Raw genomic sequence first — 22115 nt, forward strand, 5'->3', positions numbered from 1 at the left:
GGCATGCCTCCTCGCCTCCGCGCTCCTGGGAGGGGGACCCGTCCGGAGCGCCGACGGCATGGACGCCGAGGTGACTCGCGAGATGCGCTACAGCAGAAACTTCCTGGAGCAGGGGCAGGCCGCCTTCGTTGAGATGGTTCAGGCCCTTGTGAAGCGTGGCTGCAAGACCAACCTGGCCTACGCCTACGCCAAAGAAGAGGAACCCGGCGTCATCGTGCTCGGCGTGAGATGCCTTGACTGGGCCGAGCAGGCTGCGCAATAGGTCCCCTCACCCGGGCGCAGCGCCCTCCTGAAGCGGAGCCGCGTTTCTAGATAGGCCGTGATGATTAGGAGCGTGTCGGAGTAATGCCCTTCGAGCGCGGGCTTCGCCCGTGCAATTGACTCGGGCCTCGCGCGGCGGGTGGCCTGCCTCGCGGCATGGCCGAACCCGCCACGCTCGAACCACCATTCCTGGGGGAGGCCTCGGAGGGGGCCGTCGAGGCCCCCTTCGATTGTTCTAGCTGCAGCCCGGCCTTCAGCCGCCCTCTCCCGGCCCGCCATCCTCAGAGATCTTTCAGCGCAATTCCCGATCGAACTGCGTTAGGTTCGGGGATTTTCCGCCCCCCGATTGGAGCGTTCGACGGATTGTAAGCCTGCTGGCTCGCCGCCTAGCCTTTACGGAGGGCGGAATTTCGAGGCTGCCGACAACTCGGGAAGCACAAACAGGAGGGGCGGAAGATGTAAAGAACGGAGCGGACGAACCATTCAAGTCCACAGCTAGCAGGGAAAAATAGCCGGTAAACGGCCAGAGGAGAAACGCTATGGCAGGAAGCGTTACTCGTAAGTTTTGCTTGCTCCTTCTCACGATCCTCCCGATCGCCTTGCTCGCACTTCCCACGCCCGCGCTGAGCCATGTCCTGGTCGAGAAGTTCTTCACCGCGCCGGACGGCGCCCCACTGCCGACCGACGCCGCCACGGGGCTTCCGCTCGTGCGAGCGGTGGTGGACGGAAGCGGGACGGTCGTCGCGACGGTTCCGCCGCGCGTCATTGCCGTCGTGGCCGCCCTGAACGAGACGGGGTTCCAGGCCAACTCGGCGCGGATGTTTGACACGCTGCCCGAGGAGTTCCGGCTGACCTCGCCCGACGTGAGTGCCGTCGGGGCCGTTCACGTCAGTGACACCGGGGAGGTCCTGGCCGAGGTCCCGTCGGCCCAGCTCGACGTGGTCGTGATGGGCAACGTGGTGGTCGTGACGATCTTGAACATGCCCGCGGCCATCGGGCGGGCGCTCGACCTTGGGGAGTCGATCCTCTTCCGGCTCGATCTGACCTCGACCCTGATCGGCACCTCCGGCGTGAGCTTCCCGCGCGTCGCCCGCAACGTCGCCGAGGTCTTCTTCTTCCCTCAGGTCAACCTGGAGGGCGGCCCGATCGGGCAAGGCGCGGCGGCCGAGCTGATCATCAGGGCCGAGGAGGAGGTGCCGCCTCCGCCGCAGGTCGAGGGGCGCATGACGGGTGGCGGGAGCGTGTTCACGGACACCGGCATGCGGGTGACCCATGGCTTCGAGCTGCATTGTGATGTGAATCGGAAACCTAACCGCCTGCAGGTCAACTGGCATCCGGGCGGCGAGGCAAGCCATCGGTTCCACCTGCAGACGCTCACCTTTGCCCAGTGCACCGACGACCCGACCATCTCGCCTAATCCCCCGGCGGCGCCGTTCGACACCTACGAAGGCAGGGGGACCGGGCTCGTTGACGGACAGCCCGGGGCCACGGCGGAGTGGGTGTTCACCGATGCCGGGGAACCCGGCACGAGCGACAGGATCCGCAGGCTGATCATCAGGGACGCCAGCGGAGCCGTCGTCCTCTTGATTCCCGAGCCGGGTAAGACGCTGACTTTTGGCAACCATCAGGCCCACAAGTAGCGGCCGCTGACCGGACCCAGGGGGAGAGCTCCGTGCGGGGCTCTCCCCCGCTTCGCCTTTAGGGCATTTTCCTCGTTTCCTTTCCGGGATTCACCCGATTCCGGGTCTTCGGTACCGTGCGCTACGGTGAGAAAGAATCGACGCGAGCGCGGCTGCCTTTGAGGGGAGCGAAACGCTGAACCGGAACGCTCTGAGCGACTTTAAATCGGCGCTGACCTCCAGGCTGAACGTGAGAGTCGCCGTGAAGTGCCCTCGGACCAGCCATCGCTCGCGTTCGCTGAGTATCCTGGCGGCATAGACCGGTAACGAGGCGCCCGGCCTCGGCGCTCGGGTCGCAGGGGCAGGGGCGACGAGACCTCTTGCCTTCTCAGGCAGGGACTTGGTCGCCGGAGCAAAGAAGGTCCAAGACGCGTGCGGGGTTCGGCCTTCGAGACGGGGCGCGAACCAAAGGGGGCGAAGCCTTGCCAGGGGACGTCGAGTTCGAGGGAGAGATGCGCGGCTGGCCGGTGAACAGTCGAGCGGAGAGCGCCCGGTCGGCCGAGGCAAAGTGGTACGCGCTCTGGACCCAGAGCAACTGCGAGCAGCTCGTACACGATCAGCTGGCGGCGAAGGGGTATCATCCGTTTCTTCCGAAGCTGGGCGCCTGGTCCAGGCGCGGGGGCGTGCGGCGTCTCATCGACGTTCCGATGTTCCGCGGGTACCTCTTCCTGAACCACACGATGGACAAGTCCAGTTACATCGAGGTGCTCAAGACGCGGGGCGTGGTCCGCGTTCTGGGGGAGCGGTGGGATCGCCTGGAGGTGGTCCCGGACAGCGAGATCGAAGCGATCCAGCGGGTTCTGCGCGTGCGCATCCCGGTTCTGCCGTATGCGTACTTGCGGGAAGGCCAGCGGGTGCGCATCACCGGCGGGCCGCTGGCAGATATCGAGGGCATCCTGGTGCAGCGCAGACCGAACAAAGGGCTGCTGGTTCTCTCCGTGGACCTGCTCAAGCGGAGCATCGCGGTGGAGGTCGATTGTACGCGCGTGGCCGCCGCGTAGGCGCCTGGACCGGCGGTCCGCGGCACCGGCAGGGCGTGTGCTTTAGGAGTTGAAGAAGCGCGCAGTGGGATGCTATAAGCGACAGCATGGCGATGCGGGCGGGAGGGGCCGCGCTGGCGGTCGTGCTCCTGGGAGCGGTGCTCGTCCCGGGCCTCGCCGGCGCTCAGCCTGGCGTCTTCGTGACTCCCTCCTTCTCCATCGCCGAGGTGTACGACGACAACCTGTTCTTCACTCCCTCCCGACGCGAGAAGGACCTGATCTCGCGCTTCAGCCCGGGGATTCAGGCCGGCTACCAGTCCGTCCCGCTCACGCTCCTGGGTCGCTACACGTTCGACGCGGAGATCTATCCCGACCACCCGGAGCTGGACGACGCCCAGGTGCGCCAGGAAGCCGGGATCGAGTTCCGGTCCCGGCCAAACCGGACGCTGACGCTGTCGTTCGACGGGGCATTCCTGGAAACGCAAACGCCCGGCCAGCTCAACGTGGCGACCGGCATTCTGGTGGGGCGGGTGCGCGCCCAGCGCCTCTCCGCCAAGCCCGGCGTCGCCTACGAGTTCGACCCCCTCACGGCCGGGGCTGCGGAGTACACGTTGACGGAGGACGAGCTGTCGGGGGGTGTCACGATCCTGACCCATGTCGGCGACCTTCGCCTCGACCGGCGGATCACGCCGCTGGACACGGGGAGCGTGGGCTATACCCTCCGCGAGTTCGACTTCGACCCGGGCGGCACCACCACCTCCCATGCGGTCACGCTCGGCTGGACGCGCCAGCTCACGCCGCTGACGAGCCTCACGCTTCGCGGCGGACCCCGCTTCAGCGAGGGGTCGGTGGACCCGGAAGTCTCGGCCTCGATCCGCCATCGGCTCAGGCTCGGGGAGGTCTCGTTCACGTACTCGCGCAGCCAGACCACGGTCATCGGGCGGGCGGGCAGCGTGGACAACGAGGCCTTCATCGCCACCGCGGTGCTCGAGCCCCTGCCGTCGCTGGAGGTACGCGCCGCGCCGAGCCTCCTTCGGACCTTCGACGCCGACCGGGAAGCCAGGGTGTACGCGCTGGATCTGACGGCCGAATACAAGATCACGGCGTGGCTTTCCCTCGAAGGCGCCTACGAGTTCAGTTTCCAGGAGGGCGGCGTCAACGCGATACGCGACGAGGAGATCTCCCACAATATCATCCTGCTGCGGCTGACCGTCAAGCAGCCCTACCGCATTTACTAAGACAGTCGGAGGGGGCCTCGACGGCCCCCTCCGAAGCCTCCCCCACGAATCGGTTGCGCGGGCGAAGCCCGCGCTCGAAGGGCATTGACTCCGACACGCTACTAGGCGGTCGGTTTCCGCCCCCGTTCCTCGAGGGCCGCGCCTGTCGGCTTGAGCGGCAGGCGGCCTTCGCCCCACCCCGATTCTTCAAGCGACACGCCTCCCGATCCGGAGGAACGCCATGGTGATTGCGCGGCTCGTTTGGCGACTCGTGATCCCGGCGCTCATCGTCGGCGCGACCGCGCTGGCCGTGGGACACGGCCGCGCGTGCGGTGAGGAAGGGGCCGCCGCCGTCGAGCCCGGCGATTACCGGATCGGGCCGGAGGACGTGCTCGACATCGCGGTCTGGAACAACACGGCGGTCAGCCGAACGGTCCCCGTGCGGCCGGACGGCAAGATCTCGCTCCCGCTCGTGAACGACATCCGGGCGGCGGGCCTGACGCCGATGCAGCTCCGGGATGTCCTGATGAAGAAGCTCGTGGAGTACATGCCTCAGCCCGAAGTGTCGGTCATCGTGCGGGAGGTGCGCAGCTTCAAGGTATCGGTTCTCGGCGAGGTGAAGACGCCGGGTCGGTACGAGCTGCGGAGCCGGAGCACCGTGCTGGATGTCCTTGCCATGGCCGGCCCGTTCAGCGAGTTCGCCGCCCGCTCGCGGATCATCATCCTCCGCCACGACGGCAGCAGCAGCATCAAGCGGATCCCGTTCAACTACAACACGGCCATCTCGGGGCACGTGAACGGGGAGAGCTTCTTCCTCCAGCCCGGGGACATCATCCTGGTGCCGTAGCCGGCACCCTCGGGGGGGAACGACATGACGACTCGCGCGCGACTCGGTGCATTGCTGGTGATCCTGGCGGTGGGCGGGCCGGGTCTGGTCTCGGCCCAGCAACCCGGCAAGGCTCAGGAGCCGGGTGAATTCCGGATCGGGCCCGGGGACGTCCTGGAGATCTCCGTGTGGAACAACGCGGCGCTCAGCCGAACGGTCCCCGTGCGGCCGGACGGCAAGATCTCCCTCCCGGTCCTGAACGACGTGCAGGCGGCGGGCCTCACCACGGTGGAGCTGCGGAACATCCTGAAGAAAAGCCTGGCCGCCTACGTCGCCGCTCCGGAGGTCTCCGTGATTGTCCGGGAGGTGCACAGCTTCGCGGTCTCGGTCGTTGGCGAGGTGAAGACACCCGGCCGCTACGAGCTCACGACTCGGAGCACGGTGCTGGATGCCCTTGCCATCGCCGGCCCGTTCAGCGACTTTGCCGCCCGCTCGCGGATCGTGATCCTGCGCAACGAGGGCGGGAAGACCAAGCGGATCCCGTTCAACTACAACAAGGCCGTCTTGGCGGACGGGCAGCAGGAGAACTTCTTCCTCCGGCCCGGCGACGTCATCGTGGTGCCGTAGGCGGTCCGGGGGGGGACGCGTGGCGCACGGCATGGCCGATCAGGCGCAACAGGGGTCCGGGGTCCACCTGGCGCAGGAAGTGTGGTCGCGCCGGAAGTGGTCGGCCATCCTGGTCTTCATGGCGACGTTCAGCCTGGTGGTCAGCGTCGTGAACTTCCTCCCGAGCATTTACCGCGCCACGGCCACGGTGCTCATCGAGCGCGAGCAGGTCCCTGCGACGTTTGTCAGGCCCGCGGTCACCGTGGAGCTCGACACGAGGCTTCAGACCATCAGCGAGCAGACCCTGAGCCGCGCGCGGCTGCTGGAGCTGGTCAACCTCTTCGACCTCTACCCGGAGGTGAAAGGCCGAGCTCCGCTTGAGCACATCGTCGAGCGGATGCGGCGCGATATCAAGCTCGAGCTCAAGCAGGTCGAGCACACGGTCGGGCGCGGCGCGACCGTCGCCTTCGCGCTCAGCTACCGCGGGCGCGATCCGCAGAAAGTCGCCAACGTGGCCAACACGCTGGCGTCGTTCTACATCGAGGAGAACTGGAAGATCCGCGGGCGGCAGGCGACGGAGACGACCGAGTTCTTCAAAGTCCAGCTCGACGAGATGCGGAAGCGGCTGGAGGAGCAGGAACGCCGGGTCGGCGAGGCGAAGCGACGGTATCCCGGCGAGTCTCCTCCTCAGATGCAGGCGAACCTGCTCACGCTGGAGCGGCTCAGCGCTCAGCTTCGGCTGAACATCGAACGGCTGACCCGGCTCATGGAGCGGAGGGAAATCCTGGCGCGGCAGCTCGCCGAGGCGGCTCCGCGCGGCGCGGGGGGCGGGCCCAGCGCCAGAGCGGATCGGCTCGGCAAGCTGAAGGAAGAGCTGATCGAGCTTCGCCGGAGTTACACCGAGAAGTACCCGGATGTGATCCGGTTGAAAGCGGAGATCGCCGCCCGGGAGCGCGAGGCCGAGGCGAAGCCGGACGCGGAGGCGGACCCCGCTGTCCAGCGGCTGCGGCGGTCACTCCGCGAGGCGGAGACCGATATCGACGCCCTCAAGGACGAGGAGAAGCGGCTGAAAGAGGCGATCGCCGCGTACCAGCGGCGGATCGAGAACACGGCGGTCCGGGAGCAGGAGTTCACCCAGCTCCTGCGGGATTACGAGACGATGAAAGACCTCTACAGCTCGCTGCTGAGGCGGTACACGGACGCCCAGCAGGCGGAACATTTGGAGCAGGACCAGAAGGGGGAGAAGTTCAGCATGCTGGATCGCGCCGTGGTGCCGAACCATGCGGTCGCGCCGAACCACTTCCGGCTGATCGCCATGGGCCTGATGCTTTCCCTGGCGCTGGCCGTCGGCGTGGTGGTGGCGGCCGAGCAGGTCGACACGTCGTTCCACACGGTGGACAGCCTGCGGGGCTTCACGAGCGTCCCGGTGCTGGTGAGCATTCCGCCGATCGTCACCGACGACGATATCGTCCGGCAGCGCCGGCGCGCCTGGCTCATCGCGGCCGCTTCGGCTGTGGGTCTGCTCCTCATCGTCGGGATGTCCTATTTCATCGCGCACGGCAACGAGCAGCTCGTGTCGATGCTGGCGCGCGGCGGGTCGTAGGGCCGAGCTCCATGTACCTGGAATTCTTCGGCCTGAAGGCGAAGCCGTTCAACAACACGCCTGACCCGAAGTTTCTCTACCTCACGCCGGGTCATCGCGAGGCGCTGGCGCACCTCGTGTACGGGGTCCAGGAGCAGAAAGGGTTCATCGTGCTCACGGGTGAGGTGGGGACCGGCAAGACGACGCTGCTCCGCGCCCTGCTTGAGCGGCTCGACGGCAGCAACACGGCGGTTGCCTTCGTCTTCCACTCGGCCCTCTCGTTCGACGACGTCCTCGAGTACATGCTCGAGGACTTCGGCCTGGGGAAGGTCGGGAAGAGCCGGGTCGAATGCCTGGTCGCGCTGAACGACTTCCTGATCGAGCGGCGGCGCGTCGGCCAGAACACCGCCGTGATCCTCGACGAGGCCCAGAACCTGCATCCGTCGACGCTCGAGCAGATCCGGCTCCTCTCGAATGCCGAGACGGCCACGGACAAGCTGCTGCAGATCGTGCTGGTGGGCCAGCCGGAGCTCGGGGCCAAGCTGGAGCTTGCGGAGCTGCGCCAGCTCAGGCAGCGGATCGGGCTCCGCTGCGCCATCTCGCCGTTGACGGCGGCGGAGACCGGGGACTACATCCGGAGCCGCCTCCGGATCGCGGGGGCGCGGGATCTCAGCCTCTTTACCGAGCGCGCGGTGCGCCGGATCGCGCAGTACGCGGGCGGGATTCCGCGTGTCGTGAACCTGGTCTGCGACCACTGTCTCCTCATCGGGTACGCCGACCAGACGCGGCGGATCGATCGCGACATCGTGGAGCGGGCGATCGAGTACTTCGAGGAGGGCGCGCTGGCGCTCCCGCGGCGACAGGGGTTCGCCGCGCTCGCGCCGCTGCGGGGATTCCGGTGGCTCGTCGGAGCGCTCATCGCCTCCGTGATCGGCATCCTCGCGGGGTTGGCGTTGCAGCCCGATGCGGTGGCGTACGTGTCCGATTTGGTGTCCGGATCGCTCTCGAGCCTCGCGGACGCGCTGGGCGCCCAATGAGCGAATTTTTCAGGGCGCTCGAGCGAGCCGAACAGGAGCGCATCCTGCGGGAGCAGGCGCGCCAACGGGAAGCCGGTGCGGTCGCGGTCGAGCCTCCCGGTGACGTCGCACCAGAAGAGACCCCGCCGGCAGCGGCCCCGCCGACGGTCCAGGAGCCGGTGTCAACGGGCGTCGAGCGGCCGGTCGAGGTGGAGGTCAGCCAGCCGGAGGCGCGGTCCGAAGACGGAGCGGTTCCCGCTGGCGTCGATGGCCACATGGTGAGCCTCATCACCCCGAGGGCGTTCGCGGCGGAGCAGTATCGGCGGCTTCGCTATGTAGTCGAGCAGCTCCATGCGAATGCCAACCTTTCGGTCGTCGCGGTCACGAGTCCCTCGGTCGGTGATGGCAAGTCCGTCACCGCCATCAATCTCGCCGGCGCCCTCGCGCAGGCGGTCGACGGGAAGGTGCTCCTCGTCGAAGCGGACCTGCGCCGGCCGTCCGTCGCCCATAAGCTGGCGCTCGGCGAATCCGCGGGGCCCGGGCTCGTGCGGGCGATCCTGGACCCGAACCTGACCCTGGAGAGCGTGGTGTGCCGCCATCCGGTGTTCAATCTGTCGATCCTCCACGCCGGCCGGAGCGAGGCCGCTCCGTACGAGTTGCTGAAATCGCCGCGGCTCGGAGAGCTGATCGCGGACGCGCGCCGTCGTTACGAGTACCTGGTGCTCGATATGCCTCCCTTGCTGGCGGTGCCCGATTGCCAGGAGCTCGCGCAGTGGGTGGACGGCTTCCTCATCGTCGTGGCCGCCAACAGGACGCCGCGCAAGCTCGTCGAGGAATCCCTGAACCTCATCGAGCCGAACAAGGTTGTCGGGTTCGTATTCAACCGAGACGATCGACCGCTCTCCGGGTACTACGCGTACTACTACGGCTACGGGCCCGCCGAGGGCGACCTGCTGGGATGGTGGGGCCGCGCCGCGAAAAAGCTCGAGGGGTCGATCCGGGGGCGGCGGTTCCTCCGGGGAGCGCGGCCCGCCCGGGCGCCGCGACGCTGATCACGCTATGTGCGGCATCGTCGGATACATCGGCCAGCGCGAGGCGATCTCGTTCCTGATCGGGGGCCTTCACCGCCTGGAGTACCGGGGGTACGACTCCGCCGGGATCGCCACGCTCGACGGGAGCCGTCTCGACGTGCGGAAGACGGTGGGGAAGATCGCCGCGCTGGAGGCCTTGATCGCCGCGGGCCGGCCCCAGGGAACCCTCGGGATCGCCCACACGCGCTGGGCGACCCACGGACGCCCGTCGGATGCCAACGCGCACCCGCACGTGGATTGTGGCTCGCGACTCGCCATCGTCCACAACGGAATCATCGAGAACTACCGGGAGCTCCGCCAGTCCCTGGGCGCCCAGGGGCATCGCTTTCGCTCCCAGACGGATACGGAGGTCATCGCGCATCTCATCGAGCGCTACCGGGCGAACGGGCTGCCCGAGGCCGTATGCCGGGCTGCCCGGGACCTGCGGGGCACGTATGCCGTGGCCTGCATCGGGGACGATGCCCCCGATCTGCTGGTCGCTCTCCGTCGGGGCAGCAGCCCCCTGGTCATCGGCTTCGGGAATCGGGAGATGTTCCTCGCCTCGGATATCCCGGCACTGCTGGGGGAGACGCGGGAAATCCTGGTCCTCGAGGAGGGTGAGGTCGCCCTCCTGACCCGTGGCGAGATCAGCATCCGCAGGCTCGACGGGATTCCCGTGCGGCGGACCCCGTCCGTCGTGCCCTGGGACGCAGAAGCGGCCGAGAAAGGGGGGTATCCGCACTTCATGCTCAAGGAGATCTTCGAGCAACCCGAGGCTGTCCGGAACACGATGCGGGATCGCGTGGACGCCGAGGCGGGGGAGATCCACATCCCCGAGCTGGGACTCAGGGACTGGGAGCTGGCCGGGCTGAACCGTCTCTGCTTCGTCGCCTGTGGCACGTCCTGGCACGCGGCGCTGGTCGGAAAGTATCTGGTCGAAGAGTTCGCCCGGCTTCCCGTGGAGGTGGATATCGCGTCGGAGTTCCGCTATCGTCGGCCCGTCCTCGACGGCCGCGTGCTCACGGTCCCGATCTCGCAGTCGGGAGAGACCGCCGATACGCTGGCGGCGCTACGCGAGGCCAGGGAGCAGGGATCCTGGGTGGTGGCCGTCTGTAACGTGGTCGGCAGCTCGCTGGCCCGCGAGGCCCACGGCGTCCTCTACACCCGTGCCGGGGTCGAGATCGGTGTGGCGTCCACCAAGGCGTTCACGGCGCAGATCACCGCGCTCATCCTCCTCGCCCTGAAGCTGGGCCTCGCGAGGGGCTTCACCGAGCCCGCGCTGGTTCGCCAGGCGGTCAAGGCGCTGGCGGAGACGCCCGACCTCATGACCGCGGTGCTCCAGCAGAGCGACGAGATCGGCAGGATCGCGGCCGGCTTCGCCGGGAGCCGGAACTTCCTCTACCTCGGGCGCGGCATCCACTACCCTCTGGCCCTGGAGGGGGCCCTCAAGCTCAAAGAGATCTCCTACATCCATGCCGAAGGGTACCCGGCGGGCGAGATGAAGCACGGCCCGATCGCCCTCATCGACCGGCATATGCCCGTCGTCGCTGTCGCCCCGCTGGGGCCCACCTACGAGAAGATGGCGAGCAACATCGAAGAGGTGAAAGCCCGGGACGGGACTGTGGTCGCGGTCGCGACGGAAGGGGACGAGGAGATCAGAGCCAAGGCCGACATCGTCATCCCCATCCCGCCAGCTCTGCACTGGATCCAGCCGCTGCTGGTTGCGCTGCCGCTCCAGCTCCTCGCCTATCACGCGGGGGTCTTGCGGGGTTGCGACGTGGATCAGCCGCGGAACCTCGCCAAGAGCGTGACGGTGGAGTGACGCGCAGCTCTCACGTTAGAGCCGATCCGTCGAACCTGATCGCGCTCGCGCCGCCCGTTCGCTCCAGCCCACAGGCAGCCAAGACCCTCTAACAGCGTGCTGAAAAACTCCACGCGAATGCTCGAAGGGTCCACTTGGGGACAGCCGAAGCGCTTCGGGCGCGGGCTTGGCCCGCGCAATCTCGGGGGGAGGTTCGGAAGGGGGGCGGAGCCCCCCTCCGAGGATCGATGATGGTTCGCAAGGAGAAACTCCGCGGCACGGGTCCGGCGTACCGGCAGGGGTATCCCAAGATGGCTCCCTGTCTCGGGTGGTGCAACCGGCTCCACATGTCCCAGGGGCCCGGTGACCGCTTCTGCGAGCTGTGCCGGAGGCGAAAGGAGAAGATCGCCGGGACATGCGGGGACCTCTCCACCGCAGGGGAACCGGAGGTGCGTGATGCTTCTCGTGCTGAGGCGAAGACGACGGGAGCTGCTCCGCGAGATTAGGGAGGGCATCAGCGAGTTCTATCGGGAACGATCGGCGACCGGTGAAGCGTCGGAGTCGGCGGACGAGGTCATGCCGAGTACCCACGGGATCGGAACGCTAAAGATCGAGCAGGCACAGCGTGAGACCGCGGGACACACCGTGGAGGCACGCAGACAGAAGGAGGAGGAGAACGATGGCGGAACCAGCGATGGTTCATAGCGACGGAACGGTTCGTCACCACGTATTGTTCGCCGACTGGTGGGTCGGCTACCAGGCACTCTACCCCCCGCAGCCGCCGTCGGCCTCTCGCGAGCGCGAGGCGCGGCGGAAGGCGCACAGGCGGTTGACCCTGGCGCTGCGGAGAGTGGACGAAGACGGGAGGCCCCTGCGATCGAGCCGCGAGGCGCGTTCGGGTCAGCGCTGAGTCGCGTGTGCGGCCGAGGGCAATGATCCGCATCTGGTCCCATGTTCGCTGACCACACCGACGATTTCCATAGCTTCCGGGTCACCCGGAGCCTTGCCGGGCTTACCTCCAGGTTGGCGCCCGCGCTGGGCGTCGCCTTCACCCTGCTAGGGACCTTGTACGCGCTCTCTCCGAACGCCCGGGTCGCGGTCGCGGGCCTCCTGATCGGTGCCGGGCTCCTCCTGTTGCTCCGCGCGGTCTCCGATCGAGTCCCGCGAGCCCGTCCGCGCCGCGAGCGCGTGCTGATCGTGGGGACCGGCCCCGTTGCCCGGAAGTTGATCGAGGAGATCGAGGCCCGGCCATGCTGCCGCTACACTATCGTCGGCGTGGTGGATGAGGCCACGGCCTCCGCCGAAGCGTTCCGCCACCTGCTCCTGGGGCGGCTCGAGCGTCTCGGCAAGATCATCGGCGAAGTCCACCCCGACCGGATCATCGTCGCGCTGGCCGAGCAACGGGGGCGGTTGCCGGTCCGCGAGCTGCTGGCGGCCCGCGTGCGCGCCGGGATCGTCGTCGAGGACGCGGTGGAGGTCTACGAGCGCCTCACGGGGAAGCTCGCCATCGAATCGCTCACGCCGAGCAGCCTGATCTTCTCCAGGGATTTCCGGAAGTCCCGGGTCGCCCTGGTGGTCGGCCGCGGGCTGAGCATCCTCGCCGCGCTGATCGGCCTCGTCGGCCTCGCCCCGCTCCTCGGCCTGATCGTCCTGGCCATCAAGCTGGATTCACGCGGCCCGGTGTTCTTCGTCCAGGAGCGGGTGGGTCTCCGCGGCCGGCGCTTCAAACTCATCAAGTTCCGCACCATGCACCCGGCGGACCGCGCGACATCCGAGTGGGTGCAGGACAACGTCGATCGCATCACGCGGGCCGGGAGGTGGCTGCGAAAGTTTCGCCTCGACGAGCTTCCCCAGTTCGCGAATATCCTCCACGGCGACATGAACCTGGTCGGTCCGCGACCGCACCCGGTCTCGAACTACGAGCTGTTCGTGCTGGTGCATCGGAATCTCAACGACATCTCCGGCCAGGAGATTCCGTACTACTCCCTCCGGTCCGCGGTTCGGCCCGGGGTGACGGGCTGGGCGCAGATCCGCTACGGCTACGCCAACAACCTCGCGGAAGAGACGGAGAAGATGCGCTACGACCTGTACTACATCAAGCACATGTCGCTGTGGCTGGATCTCCGCATCGTGTTCGAAACCGTCAGGGTCATCCTCCTGGGTCATGGGGCCGAGGCGGCCGCTGCCTCGAGGCGCGAGGTCCCCGCCGGAACGGGCCGGCAACGGGGGCTCGCAGCGCTCTCGAGCGCCGGTGGAAGCGGCTCCGACGGCGCGGGTGACGGAGGAGATCCGAAGCGCATCGGAGCGAGGGTGGCGGGTGTCTTTGGCGCGCGCAGAACGCGCCACATATCACGCTCCGCATGAAGCCTGCCGCGACGAAGTTCCTCGTCTGCCCTGAATGCAAGTCGGAGCTGGGTCTCCGCGCGCAGATCCATGAAGGCCGCGAGGTCGTCGAGGGCGCTCTGGAGTGCCGGGGATGTGGTGTCGGGTACCCGATCGTCGGCGGTGTTCCCAGGTTCGTGAGGTCCGGCGCGTACGCGTCCAGCTTCGGGTACCAGTGGCATCGGTTTCGGACGGTGCAGCTGGACTCCGTCAGCGGAACGAGCCGGTCGGAGCGGGCCCTGGAGTCCACAACGGGGTGGACGGACGCGGATTACGGGGGTCGCCTCGTGCTCGACGCGGGGGTCGGCGCCGGCCGGTTCGCGGAGATCGTCGCGAAGAAGGGCGGAGAGGTGGTCGGGATCGACCTGACGACGGCGGTGGACGCGGCATACCTCAACATCGGCCGACACGAGAGAGTCCACCTGATTCAGGCCGACATCTTCGCGATGCCGTTTCGCGAGAGCACATTCGACCTGGCCTACTCGATCGGCGTGCTGCATCACACCCCGGATCCGCGGGCCGCCTTCGAGCGCGTTGCCGCCACGGTCAAGAAGGGCGGCGGGCTCGCCATCTACGTGTATCACGGCTACGGCTTCGCGCAGCGTTCTTCCGACCTGATTCGGAGGCTGACCACGCGCCTGCCCGCCCCGCTCATGATCGCGCTCGCCGCGGCAGCGATCCCTCTCTACTACCTCTATGGGGTGCCCGGACTCGGCAAGGTGCTGCAGCTTGTCTGCCCGATCTCGTTGCACCCGAGCTGGCGCTGGCGCTGGCTGGACACGTTCGACTGGTACACGCCGACGTACCAGTGGAAGTTTCGCTATCCCGAAGTGATCCGCTGGTTTCGGGCGAACGGGTTCCTCGATATCGAAGCCTTCGATGACGCGATTCGGATCCGCGGGATCAAGACCGGGTGAAGGGTGAGGCCTTGAGCGCGCCGCACTACGTGGTCGAGTACCACGAGCACACCGGCCTCTACCGGTGGCGGGTCGCCCCCGGGGAGCGGCTTTTGCTCCCGACGGGGCGACCTGCCCGCCGAGCTCCCAACGTCGTCGCGCTGGGAGGCGGAACCGGGCTCCCCGTCGTCCTGCAAGGCCTGAAGCAAGCCCTCCTTCCCCGCCGATGGCCGGGGGAATCGCCGCGGGATCAGGACCGGGACCGTCTCACCGCCATCGTGACGGTTGCGGACGACGGGGGAAGCTCGGGCCGCCTCCGACAGGCGTACCGGGTGCTCGCCCCCGGCGATATCCGCAACTGCCTCCTCGCCCTCGCGGAAGGCGATTCCACGGTGGGGGCGATCTTCGGCTTCCGCTTCAATGGCGGGAACGAGCTGGCGGGCCACACGCTCGGCAATCTCATCCTGACGGCCCTGAGCCAGCTCGAGAGCGACTTTCTCAAGGCGGTCGAGCGGGCGAGCGACATCCTCGCGATCCGGGGGCGGGTCCTGCCGTCCACACTGGACGACGTCACCCTCCTGGCCGAGTTCGCCGACGGGAGCCGAGTGGAAGGCGAATCACGGATCGCGGCGGTCCGTCGCCCCATCCGGCGAGTCCGTCTTCAGCCGGAAACCGCCCGGGCGCTGCCCCAGGCCCTGGACGCCATCGCTGCGGCGGACCTGATCGTGATCGGGCCGGGGAGCCTCTACACGAGCCTTTTGCCAACCCTGCTGGTGAAAGAGCTGGCGGAGGCCATCGCTCGCTCTCGGGCCCGGGTGGTGCTGGTGATGAACCTCATGACCGAGCCGGGAGACACCGACGGCTACACCGCCGCGGACTTCCTCCAGGCGCTACGCCGTCATACCCCCCAGGTGCCCATTCACGCGGTGCTCGTCAACAGCGCCAGGATCCCCGGGGAGCTGAGCGAGCGGTACGCGGCGGAGGGCGCCGCCCCGATGCCCGTGGAGGTGGAAGTCCTCAAGGCGGTCGGGTGCCGGCCGGTGGAGCGGGATCTCCTTGGCGGGGGTCCGCTGGTTCGGCACGATCCGCAGAAGCTCGCGCGGGCGGTGCTGGAGCTGGCGGCTGGGGTGCCGGAATGAATCAGGCGGAGCTTGCGGAGCTGATCCGAAATCACACCGCACGCCTGACCGTCGTCGGCCAGGGGTACGTGGGTCTCCCGCTGGCGGTCGAGTTCGCCCGTGCGGGATTTCCCGTGAGCGGCCTCGACACGGATGCGCACCGGGTCACCGCTCTCAACGCGGGCGGGCTGCACAGCCCGGACGTGGACGTGAAAGACCTGGTGGCGCTGCTCCGCGACGGTCGGTACGCGGCGACGTCGGACGTCTCCGTCCTCGACCGGAGCGACGTCGTGGTGATCTGCGTGCCGACGCCGCTCCGGAAGTCGAAGGACCCGGACATCTCCTTCGTCGTCGCGGCGGCAGAGCAGGTCGCCGCCAGGTCCAGGCCTGGCCAGCTCGTTGTTCTGGAATCCACGACCTACCCGGGGACCACCGAGGAGCTGCTCCGCCCCATGTTCGAGGCCCGGGGAGCCAAGGTCGGGGTGGACGTGTTCCTGGCCTTCTCGCCCGAGCGAATCGACCCGGGGAACCGGACCTTCAGGCTCCGCGACATTCCGAAGGTGGTGGGGGGCGTCACCCCGGCCTGCGGCCGCATGGCGGCCTTGCTCTACCGGCAGATCAGCGTCACGGTCATCGAGGTCTCGAGCCCCAAGGTGGCCGAGCTTGCCAAGCTCTACGAGAACGTCTTCAGGAACGTCAACATCGCGCTGGCGAACGAGTTCGCCCTCATGTGCCGCCGCCTGGGCGTGAGTACGCGCGAGGTGATTGACGCGGCCGCCACGAAGCCCTTCGGCTTTCTCGCCTTCTATCCGGGCCCGGGCATCGGGGGCCATTGCATCGGCGTGGACCCGTTCTACCTTGCGTGGAAGATCCGCCTGAACGGGTACGAGGCCCGCTTCATCCACCTCGCCGACGAAATCAACCGCGCCATGCCCGCCTACGTGGTGGAGCTGGTGGCCGACGCCTTGAACCGGCGGCGGCGCTGCCTGAACGGCGCCAGGATCCTCGTGCTCGGGGTCGCGTACAAGCGCGGGGTCGGGGACATCCGCGAGTCTCCGGCTCTGGAGATCCTCGCGCGGCTCCGCGAAAAAGGGGCGCAGGCTTCGTACGCGGACCCCTACGTCCCCGCGGTCACGCTCGGCGGGGTCGTCCTCAAGGCCGTGGAGCCCACGGATCAGGTCCTCGCGTCGGCCGACTGTGTGCTGATCCTCACCGACCACCGCGAGTTCGATTACCGACGGGTCGTGGAGATGGCGTCCCTTGTCGTGGACACGCGGAGTGCCACCCGGGGGATCCCCGCGCCGGACGGGCGGGTCGTCACGTTGTAGATGAACCGCGAATCCCAGGAGCGTGTCCGAGTAATGCCGCCGGGGAAATTCCATCGCGTCCGAGCGCGGGCTCTGCCCGCGCAATTGACTCCGGGCTCGTGCGGCGGGTGGCCTGCCTCGCGGCATGGCCGAACCCGCCACGCTCGAACCACCATTCCTGGGGGAGGCCTCGGAGGGGGCCCGGGTACCCACGCCGGAGGCGTGGGTGTCCCCCTCCGATGGGGCTAGGATGAACCCGAATTCCCCTCCGGCAGGGTGGCGGTCCGGTTTGGTGCAGGAACGCCGTGATCGGTCGGTGGCTCCTGCCGTGGCCGCTCCCAACGTCCCTGATGGCTCCGTGCCGTTCTGGGGCCTCATGACGTTCACCTTCATTTTGTTGCTCGCGCCCCAGAGCCTCGTTCCGGCCCTCGCCCCCTTACGCATCGCGCTGGTCACGGCCGGCCTGGCCATCGCGGCGCATCTGGGTGGTCGCTTCGTCCGCGGGCGGCCGTTCATGAGCCTCACCCGGGAGGTGTGGATCACCGCGTGCCTGGTCGGATGGGCGATCGTCACACTCCCGCTCTCCTACTGGCCGGGAGGGAGCGTGTCGCTTCTTCTCGGCCAGTACTTCAAAGCGCTCGCGGTCTTCTGGCTGATCGGCAACGTCGTGACCAGCCTTCCGAGGGTCCGGCTGCTGACGCAGGGGCTGAGCCTGATGGCGGTGCCCCTGGCCGTCTCGGGGGTCAGCAACTATCTCTCGGGTGAGTTCATCGCCGGGGGAGTGCACAGGCGCATCCACGGCTTCGACGCGCCGCTGACCGGCAATCCAAACGATCTGGCGCTGATGCTCAGCCTGATCCTCCCGTTGAGCGTGGCGCTCGTGCTGGCAACCCGGAGGCCCCTGCTTCGTGTCCTGCTGCTCGGCAGCGTGGTGCTGAGCGTGGTCGGGGTGATCGTGACGTTCTCCCGGGGAGGGTTTCTGGCCCTGTCGACGATCGTCGCCATGTATCTGTGGAAGCTCCGGGGGCGGCGGGAATGGGGCTGGGCCCTGGCGGTGCCCCTCGTCGTGCTGGCGGGTCTGCCGTTCCTCCCGGAGGGGTACGTCGGACGCCTGGAGACGATTACCGATATTCAGTCTGACCCGACCGGATCCGCACAGGCGCGGTGGACCGACTTGAACGCCGCGACGAGCTTCGTGCTCGCAAATCCGATCGTCGGAGCCGGGGTAGGCATGAACGCGCTGGCCCTGAACGAGCTGAGAGGGGCGACGTGGAGGGAAGTCCATAACGTGTATCTCGAGTACGCGGTGGACCTGGGCCTTCCCGGGCTCGTGCTGTTCCTGGTCCTCGTGTTCGGCTGCCTCAGGTGCGCGACGTTCGTTCAGCGGCGCTCCGCCGGAGTGCCGGCGCTCCGGGAACTGTTCTACCTCGCGGAAGGAATCCAGATCAGTCTCGCCGCGTTTGCCGTTGCCGCTCTCTTCTATCCGGCCGCCTACCACTTCTACTTCTATTACCTCGGCGGCCTGGCGGTGGCGGTCAAGGCGGTGTACGAGGCGGGCGCCCACCGGACCGGCCTGGACCGGTAATCGCTCCAGCGACCGGGAGTGGGATCGGTATCCGTGGAGCATCCAGGGAGGCGGGCCATGGACGGGGAACGGATCAGGCTCCTCGAGTTCGTCGCGCTGTTTGCCGTCGGCGGGACGGAACGGCATGTGGTCAACCTGGCGCGGGGACTCGACCCCGCACGGTTCGAGCTGCAGCTGGCGTGCTTGAAGCGGTCTGGACACTTCCTCGGCGAGCTCGAGGCATGCCGGGTCCCGATCCTGGAATACGGGATCAACAGCCTCTACAAGCTCAATACCTTCAAAGCGCAGCTGAGATTTGCCAGGTTCCTGAGAGATAACCGGATCGGGATCATGCATTCGTACGGCTTCTACTGCAACGTCTTCGCGATACCGGCCGCCCGCCTGGCCGGCGTGCCCGTCATCGTGGCTTCGATCCGGGACATGGGGGATGTGTGGACTCCCATCCAGCGGCGCCTCCAGCGGGCCGTCTGCCGTCTGGCCCACTGTGTCCTGGTGAACGCGGAGGCGGTGAAGCAGCGGCTGATCGCGGAGGGGTACAGCCCGAAGAAGATCGCGGTCATCAGAAACGGGATCGCGCTGTCCAGGTTCCAGCGGCAGCGCGAAGGGGCGGCGGTGCGTCGGGAGATCGGACTTCCGCCGGCCGCGCCCGTGGTGGTCGTGCTGTCACGGTTAATCCGCATGAAAGGAATCGAGTACTTCCTGGAAGCGGCCGCCATCGTGTCGCGGCGGATTCCCGAGGCGCGGTTTCTGATCGTCGGAGACAGCGTGTGTTACCGGGATCGGACGCAGGTGGTGGGGGACCGCGCGTATCGGAGTGAGCTGGAGGAGTACGCGCGCCGCCTGGGCGTGGGCCAGCGCGTGGTGTTCACCGGGTTCAGGCTGGATGTGCCCGACCTGCTTTCGGAGGCCGCGATCTCCGTGCTTCCGTCGCTGAGCGAAGGGCTCTCCAACGTGCTGCTCGAATCGATGGCGGCCGGGGTGCCCGTCGTCGCCACGAACGTGGGGGGCAACCGGGAGGCCGTGGAGGACGGGGTCACGGGATGGCTGGTGCCGCCGCGTGACGCGCGGGCGCTGGCGCATGCGGTTGGCGTGCTGCTCGGGAACCCGGCTCTGGCGGCGCGCTTCGGCCGAGCCGGACGGCAGCGGGTCGCCGAGCACTTCTCGCTCCAAGGCATGGTACGGGAGACGGAGCGCCTGTACCTCAAGCTGGTGGGAGACGGCCGGTCGACGCCCGCTGCCGAAGCCGGCGCGGCAGGTGACGCTGGGCCAGGCGAGACGGACCCGGTCATGAGGGAGGCACGGTGAAGGCGGCGGCAGCGGTCGTCGTGCCCGGGGATAGATCGCCCGCGACTCCCGCGTGGCGTGTGGAAACCATCTCCGATTTCAACTCCTTCCTGGATGCGGAGGCGGCCTGGAATGACGTTGTCGAAGCCGCCGGGATCGATCACCCGTTTCTGAGCCACGAGTGGGTGCGCACGTGGTGGGAGTCCTTCGGCGCCGGCAAGGAGCTTCACATTCTCGTCGTGAAGGCCGGCGGGGAGCCGGTCGCGATCGCTCCGTTGATGCGGAGCGTCGGGTGGATGTATGGCGTGCGGGTGCGCCGGCTCCAGTTCATCTCGAACGACCACACCCCCCGCTGCGACTTCATCATCGCGCGTCGAGCAGGCGACGCGTACCGGGCGATCTGGCGCGCGCTGTCGAGGGAGCAGGGCCTCTGGGACGTGCTCGAGCTGAATCAGCTACAGGCCGGCTCGCGCAGTCTGGACGAGCTTTCGAGGCTGGCGGCCCGGGACGGATTCCGCATCGGTCTCTGGCGCTCGGCCGAGTCTCCTTACGTGCCCCTGGTCGGAACGTGGGAGAGCTACCTGAAGGGGCTCCGCAGCCATCACCGGGCCAATCTGCGCAACCGGCTCAAACGGCTGAGCCGGCTCGGACAGGTGGAGCTCGAGGTCGTTGCGCCGGATGAGCGACTGGGAAGCGCCCTGGAAGCGGGGCTGCGACTCGAGGCCGCCGCGTGGAAGGGAGAAGCCGGGACCGCCATTCGCTGCCACCCCGCGGTCCACGCGTTTTACACAAGGCTTGCGGAGCGAGCGGCGCGGCGCGGCTGGCTGCGCCTGTCCTTCATGGCCATTGGTGACCGGCGGATCGCATTCAGTTACTCCCTGTGCTACAGGAACAGACTCTATCTGCTCAAGATCGGCTACGACCCGGAGTATGCCCAGTATTCGCCGTTCAATCTGCTTTGCGACGGGGTCCTGCGCAAGGCGTTCGCGGAGGGGTTGGCCGAATGTGATTTCATGGGGACGAAGGACAAGTGGAAACTGGAATGGACAAGGGAAACGCGGCCGCACTACTGGCTGTTTCTGTTCCCCAACGCCATGGGCCCGCGGCTCATCCACTGGGCGAAGTTCCAGCTGGTCCCGAGACTTCAGCGGCACCGGCTTTACCTGTCGCTTCGCGATACCGTGTTGCGCGCAAGAGGCAGGACCAACGGACTGACGCCTCCAGACCGAAGAACCTCCGGCGACGGCGCCGGTAGCCAGGTCGCGACCGCGCGGCCGCTGATCGGCGGGGGGGAAGCCCCATAAAGATGTACGTGCCGGCATGGCCGGGCCTCGACCCAGCCTACCTCGTTCGGTGGCGCACCGCAGAACACGCTCCGTTCCCGCTGAACGCGCCGAAGCGCGCGTATTTCTATCGGGCGCGGAATGCGATTTACCACCTGTTCCGTGCCCTGGGCGGCCAGAACGGGAAGACCGTTCTCGTGCCCGACTACCACAGTGGCAACGAAGTCTGGGCGATCCGCGCCGCCGGGGCCGCCATACGCTATTACCGCGTGGGTCGGAACCTGGAACCGGATCTCGAGTACTTGAGACGCGTGTGCAGATCCGCCGACCCGGGCGCGTTGTTCATCATTCACTATCTGGGCTGGCCTCAACCGGTGAAGGAACTCCTGGCCTTGTGTCAGGAGCGGGGAATGCTCCTGATCGAGGATTGTGCGCTTTCGCTCCTCAGCGAGACCCGTGGGCGACCCCTCGGGACGTTCGGCCAGTACGCGGTGTTCTGCCTGTACAAGAGCTTGCCGCTGCCGCACGGCGGGCTGCTCGTCCAGAACGATCACGTGCTGGAGGAGCTGACCAGGCTCGAGCTGAAGCCATGCGGTGTGGCGTCGGTCGCGGGCAGAACCGCGGAGTTGATGCTGGAGTGGCTCCGGGCGCGGTCGGATTCTCCCGCGCGGATGCTGTTTTCCCTCAAGCGAGGGACCGGGCGGGTGCTGACTGCGCTCGGCGTCGACCGATTGCCGGTCGGTGAGATCGGGTTCGATCTGTCGAGCGTGAACGTCGGGATCTCGCCCCTGAATCTCGGCCTGTTGCGGCGGTTTGACTATGAGGCCATACGCCGGAGACGTCGGGAGAATTTCCGGCGGCTGCGCGAGAAGCTGGTTGGCAAAGCCACGCTGTTGGACAAAGAGCTTGAGGAGGGCGTGTGTCCCCTGTTCTTTCCGATTCTGGTCCCGGACAAACGGTTCGCCGCCCGGGCGTTACGCGAGCGCGGAATCGCCGCGGTCGAGTTCTGGAACTACGGTGATCCCGGGGCGGAGGGGAAGGAGTTCGCGGATGCCCGGTTCCTTCGCGCCCATGTTCTCGAGCTGCCGATCCATCAGGACATCACGCCGGCTCAGGTCAGTTACATGGCGGATCAGGTGGTGCGCCTGAAGCTGTATTTCTAGGACAATCGGAGGGGGCCTGGACGGCCCCCTCCGAGGCCTCCCCCAGGAATCTGTTGCGC

At 67.5% G+C, this 22115-nt stretch carries 19 protein-coding genes; all 19 read left to right on the top strand.

Annotated elements, in window-relative coordinates; all coding sequences use genetic code 11:
- Positions 1 to 82: 82 nt before the first annotated feature.
- On the top strand, positions 83 to 262 hold the full coding sequence (locus HY726_09270; GenBank protein MBI4609187.1) for a hypothetical protein: 180 nt from the start codon (positions 83 to 85) through the stop codon (positions 260 to 262).
- A gap of 538 nt (positions 263 to 800) precedes the next feature.
- Positions 801 to 1901 carry a hypothetical protein gene (locus tag HY726_09275; protein MBI4609188.1) on the top strand — a complete coding sequence of 367 codons (1101 nt, stop codon included), beginning with the start codon at positions 801 to 803 and terminating at the stop codon, positions 1899 to 1901.
- 461 nt (positions 1902 to 2362) lie between these two features.
- Positions 2363 to 2941 carry a hypothetical protein gene (locus HY726_09280; protein ID MBI4609189.1) on the top strand — a complete coding sequence of 193 codons (579 nt, stop codon included), beginning with the start codon at positions 2363 to 2365 and terminating at the stop codon, positions 2939 to 2941.
- An 86-nt stretch (positions 2942 to 3027) separates the two neighbouring features.
- Positions 3028 to 4158, top strand: a complete 1131-nt coding sequence (locus tag HY726_09285; protein ID MBI4609190.1) for a hypothetical protein — start codon at positions 3028 to 3030, stop codon at positions 4156 to 4158.
- A 220-nt stretch (positions 4159 to 4378) separates the two neighbouring features.
- A complete protein-coding gene (locus tag HY726_09290; GenBank protein ID MBI4609191.1) occupies positions 4379 to 4984 on the top strand; it encodes a polysaccharide biosynthesis/export family protein in 606 nt (201 codons plus the stop codon).
- A 24-nt stretch (positions 4985 to 5008) separates the two neighbouring features.
- Positions 5009 to 5590, top strand: a complete 582-nt coding sequence (locus HY726_09295; protein ID MBI4609192.1) for a polysaccharide biosynthesis/export family protein — start codon at positions 5009 to 5011, stop codon at positions 5588 to 5590.
- Positions 5591 to 5621: 31 nt separating this feature from the next.
- Positions 5622 to 7172 carry a hypothetical protein gene (locus tag HY726_09300; protein MBI4609193.1) on the top strand — a complete coding sequence of 517 codons (1551 nt, stop codon included), beginning with the start codon at positions 5622 to 5624 and terminating at the stop codon, positions 7170 to 7172.
- Positions 7173 to 7183: 11 nt separating this feature from the next.
- A complete protein-coding gene (locus HY726_09305; GenBank protein ID MBI4609194.1) occupies positions 7184 to 8188 on the top strand; it encodes an AAA family ATPase in 1005 nt (334 codons plus the stop codon).
- Positions 8185 to 9219: a CpsD/CapB family tyrosine-protein kinase gene (locus tag HY726_09310; GenBank protein ID MBI4609195.1), complete on the top strand. Its 1035-nt coding sequence runs from the start codon at positions 8185 to 8187 to the stop codon at positions 9217 to 9219. Before HY726_09305 ends, HY726_09310 begins: the two co-directional genes overlap by 4 nt.
- 7 nt (positions 9220 to 9226) lie before the next feature.
- Positions 9227 to 11059 carry a glutamine--fructose-6-phosphate transaminase (isomerizing) gene (gene glmS, locus HY726_09315; protein ID MBI4609196.1) on the top strand — a complete coding sequence of 611 codons (1833 nt, stop codon included), beginning with the start codon at positions 9227 to 9229 and terminating at the stop codon, positions 11057 to 11059.
- 435 nt (positions 11060 to 11494) lie between these two features.
- Positions 11495 to 11743: a hypothetical protein gene (locus HY726_09320; GenBank protein MBI4609197.1), complete on the top strand. Its 249-nt coding sequence runs from the start codon at positions 11495 to 11497 to the stop codon at positions 11741 to 11743.
- Between the two features lie 246 nt (positions 11744 to 11989).
- The gene (locus HY726_09325; GenBank protein MBI4609198.1) at positions 11990 to 13402 is read left to right on the top strand and encodes a sugar transferase; all 1413 of its coding nucleotides are present in this window, start codon (positions 11990 to 11992) and stop codon (positions 13400 to 13402) included.
- On the top strand, positions 13399 to 14337 hold the full coding sequence (locus tag HY726_09330) for a methyltransferase domain-containing protein (protein MBI4609199.1): 939 nt from the start codon (positions 13399 to 13401) through the stop codon (positions 14335 to 14337). Before HY726_09325 ends, HY726_09330 begins: the two co-directional genes overlap by 4 nt.
- Entirely contained in the window at positions 14334 to 15455 is a 1122-nt protein-coding gene (gene yvcK / locus HY726_09335; GenBank protein ID MBI4609200.1) for a uridine diphosphate-N-acetylglucosamine-binding protein YvcK, read from the top strand. The genes HY726_09330 and yvcK overlap by 4 nt, the downstream gene beginning before the upstream one ends.
- Entirely contained in the window at positions 15452 to 16762 is a 1311-nt protein-coding gene (locus tag HY726_09340) for a nucleotide sugar dehydrogenase (GenBank protein ID MBI4609201.1), read from the top strand. The genes yvcK and HY726_09340 overlap by 4 nt, the downstream gene beginning before the upstream one ends.
- Before the next feature lie 295 nt (positions 16763 to 17057).
- Complete coding sequence (locus HY726_09345; protein ID MBI4609202.1) at positions 17058 to 18326, top strand: O-antigen ligase family protein; 1269 nt, start codon at positions 17058 to 17060, stop codon at positions 18324 to 18326.
- Positions 18327 to 18383: 57 nt separating this feature from the next.
- The gene (pelF, locus tag HY726_09350; protein ID MBI4609203.1) at positions 18384 to 19631 is read left to right on the top strand and encodes a GT4 family glycosyltransferase PelF; all 1248 of its coding nucleotides are present in this window, start codon (positions 18384 to 18386) and stop codon (positions 19629 to 19631) included.
- Positions 19628 to 20914 carry a GNAT family N-acetyltransferase gene (locus HY726_09355; protein ID MBI4609204.1) on the top strand — a complete coding sequence of 429 codons (1287 nt, stop codon included), beginning with the start codon at positions 19628 to 19630 and terminating at the stop codon, positions 20912 to 20914. The genes pelF and HY726_09355 overlap by 4 nt, the downstream gene beginning before the upstream one ends.
- A 2-nt stretch (positions 20915 to 20916) precedes the next feature.
- A complete protein-coding gene (locus HY726_09360; protein MBI4609205.1) occupies positions 20917 to 22056 on the top strand; it encodes a DegT/DnrJ/EryC1/StrS family aminotransferase in 1140 nt (379 codons plus the stop codon).
- Positions 22057 to 22115: the final 59 nt, after the last annotated feature.

The organism is Candidatus Rokuibacteriota bacterium (assembly GCA_016209385.1).
Classification (GTDB): domain Bacteria; phylum Methylomirabilota; class Methylomirabilia; order Rokubacteriales; family CSP1-6; genus JACQWB01.

What these genes read in the sequence shown, in the direction of transcription:
- HY726_09360 (MBI4609205.1), top strand. Translation starts at nt 20,917, where the DNA reads ATGTACGTGCCGGCATGGCCGGGCCTCGACCCAGCCTACCTCGTTCGG.
- HY726_09325 (MBI4609198.1), top strand. Translation starts at nt 11,990, where the DNA reads ATGTTCGCTGACCACACCGACGATTTCCATAGCTTCCGGGTCACCCGG.
- HY726_09300 (MBI4609193.1), top strand. Translation starts at nt 5,622, where the DNA reads ATGGCCGATCAGGCGCAACAGGGGTCCGGGGTCCACCTGGCGCAGGAA.
- HY726_09285 (MBI4609190.1), top strand. Translation starts at nt 3,028, where the DNA reads ATGGCGATGCGGGCGGGAGGGGCCGCGCTGGCGGTCGTGCTCCTGGGA.
- HY726_09295 (MBI4609192.1), top strand. Translation starts at nt 5,009, where the DNA reads ATGACGACTCGCGCGCGACTCGGTGCATTGCTGGTGATCCTGGCGGTG.
- HY726_09290 (MBI4609191.1), top strand. Translation starts at nt 4,379, where the DNA reads ATGGTGATTGCGCGGCTCGTTTGGCGACTCGTGATCCCGGCGCTCATC.
- HY726_09310 (MBI4609195.1), top strand. Translation starts at nt 8,185, where the DNA reads ATGAGCGAATTTTTCAGGGCGCTCGAGCGAGCCGAACAGGAGCGCATC.
- HY726_09305 (MBI4609194.1), top strand. Translation starts at nt 7,184, where the DNA reads ATGTACCTGGAATTCTTCGGCCTGAAGGCGAAGCCGTTCAACAACACG.
- HY726_09275 (MBI4609188.1), top strand. Translation starts at nt 801, where the DNA reads ATGGCAGGAAGCGTTACTCGTAAGTTTTGCTTGCTCCTTCTCACGATC.
- HY726_09340 (MBI4609201.1), top strand. Translation starts at nt 15,452, where the DNA reads ATGAATCAGGCGGAGCTTGCGGAGCTGATCCGAAATCACACCGCACGC.
- HY726_09330 (MBI4609199.1), top strand. Translation starts at nt 13,399, where the DNA reads ATGAAGCCTGCCGCGACGAAGTTCCTCGTCTGCCCTGAATGCAAGTCG.
- HY726_09320 (MBI4609197.1), top strand. Translation starts at nt 11,495, where the DNA reads ATGCTTCTCGTGCTGAGGCGAAGACGACGGGAGCTGCTCCGCGAGATT.
- HY726_09270 (MBI4609187.1), top strand. Translation starts at nt 83, where the DNA reads ATGCGCTACAGCAGAAACTTCCTGGAGCAGGGGCAGGCCGCCTTCGTT.
- pelF (MBI4609203.1), top strand. Translation starts at nt 18,384, where the DNA reads ATGGACGGGGAACGGATCAGGCTCCTCGAGTTCGTCGCGCTGTTTGCC.
- glmS (MBI4609196.1), top strand. Translation starts at nt 9,227, where the DNA reads ATGTGCGGCATCGTCGGATACATCGGCCAGCGCGAGGCGATCTCGTTC.